Source organism: Peterkaempfera griseoplana, assembly GCF_001418575.1.
GTDB lineage: Bacteria > Actinomycetota > Actinomycetes > Streptomycetales > Streptomycetaceae > Peterkaempfera > Peterkaempfera griseoplana.
This window is the reverse complement of the sequence record NZ_LIQR01000579.1, coordinates 1-1,776: the sequence shown is the minus strand read 5'-3', so window position 1 is coordinate 1,776 and position 1,776 is coordinate 1. Positions and strand designations below refer to the sequence as shown.

The window sequence follows — 1,776 nt, the reverse complement described above, 5'->3', positions numbered from 1 at the left end:
CCCCGACCCTGACCCCTCGGGGCAGACGCGCCCGCCCGGCCGTTTCCCTGTTCGCTCGTGAGAGGACCCTGTCCTGTCTGTCTTCCCTTCCTCTGCCGAGGCGCCTGCGACGGTGCGGTTCCCGGCCCGGTCGCGGCGTGGCGTGCTGCTGGGGCTCAGCGCCCCACAGCTGGTGCTCGCCGGGTGCGCCGGTGCCGTGCTGCTGGCCGTGCTGATGACCGGCGGGGTGCTCGGCGCGCTGGAACTGCTGCCGCTGTGGGCGGTGGCCGCCGGCGCGGTGGCGGTGCGGCGGCGTGGGCGGTCGTTGGCCGACTGGGCACCGATCGTGGCCCGCTATCTGCTGCGACGCTGGCGCGGGCAGTTGCTGTGGCTGGCGCGGCCTGGCACCCGCCCGCGCCGCGAGGGCCTGCTCCACCTCCCCGGCACCGCCGCCTCCCTGCGCGCCCTCACCTCCCCCGACGGGCGGCTCGCCGCGGTCCACGACCCCCACCGGGCGACCTTGACGGCGGTCGTCCGTGTCTCCTCCCGCGCCTTCGCCCTGCTGGATGCCTCCACACAGAACGCCAACGTCCACGGCTGGGGCCGCGCCCTGGCAGCCCTCGCCCGCAGCGGTCACCTCGCCCGCATCCAGGTCCTGGAGCGCACCGTCCCCGACTCCGGAGACGCCCTGCAGCGCTACTGGGCCGAGCACGGCAATCCCTACGCCCCCGTCGCCGGGACCGTCTACGGCGAGCTGCTGGCCGCTGCCGGGCCGGCCGCGGCCCCGCACGAGGCCTACATCGCCCTCGCCCTAAACCTGAAGGCAGCCCGTCGGCTGATCTCCCAGGCCGGCGGCGGCCTGCGCGGCGCGTTCGCCGTCCTGGCCCAGCTGGCCGCTTCCCTGGACCAGTCCCTGCGCGCCGCGGGACTTGCACCCGCCGGGTGGCTGAGCGCCCGGGAGATCGCCGCGGTCATCCGCACCGCCTACGACCCCGCCGCCCTGCCCGCCTTGGACCGCTGGTCCCCCAGCCCGCGCCCGGCCGCGGATGTGGCCGCCGCCGGACCCGTGGTCCTCCTCGAGCACAGCGACCGCCTTGTCACCGACTCCGCCCACCACGCCGTGTACTGGATCGAGGACTGGCCCCGCACCGAGACCACCGCAGGATTTTTCCACCAGGTCCTGTTCGCCTCCGGGGTACGCCGCACCCTGTCCCTGACCTACACCCCCACCCCGCTGGACGCCGCCCTGCGCGACGTCCAGCGCCGCAAGGCCACCATCGTGGCGGATGCCGCCGAGCGCGCCCGCCGCGGCCAGGTCGACTCCGAAGCCGACACCGTGGAGTACGCCGACGCCAAGCTCCGCGAAGCCCAGCTGATCGCCGGACACGCGGACGTCTCCCTCACCGGCCTGCTCGTCCTCAGCGCCGACACCAGCGACCACCTCGACGCCGCCTGCGCCACCGTGGAGACCGCCGCCACCACCGCCCTGCTCGACCTGCGCCGCCTGCACTGGCAGCAAGCCGAAGCCTTCACCTGCGCAGCCCTGCCCCTCGCCCGCCTGTGACAACCGGCATGACCATCACCTCTTGCGGTGCTGATCCATCTCGAAGGGCGAACCCCGATGCCCTCACCCCCGCCCGCCCCGGACTTGCTGCGCTTTGCGACCTGCGCCCTCCAGCTCCACCACCACACCGCACTGCCCGAGCACGACCGGCCCGCCGACCGCGCCGAACTCGACGCCCTCCCCGCCCACACCCCCGCCCTGTTCGCCCTGCTCGACACACGCACCACCGCCAC

General features: G+C 74.9%; 2 protein-coding genes. Both read left to right on the top strand.

The features are described 5' to 3' along the window. Positions 1 to 112 precede the first annotated feature (112 nt). Positions 113 to 1,543 carry an SCO6880 family protein gene (locus tag AOK09_RS33240; RefSeq protein ID WP_322973232.1) on the top strand — a complete coding sequence of 477 codons (1,431 nt, stop codon included), beginning with the start codon at positions 113 to 115 and terminating at the stop codon, positions 1,541 to 1,543. A gap of 57 nt (positions 1,544 to 1,600) precedes the next feature. Next, a partial coding sequence (locus tag AOK09_RS43815) for a DUF6238 family protein (protein WP_407675455.1) occupies positions 1,601 to 1,776 on the top strand: 176 nt, incomplete at its 3' end.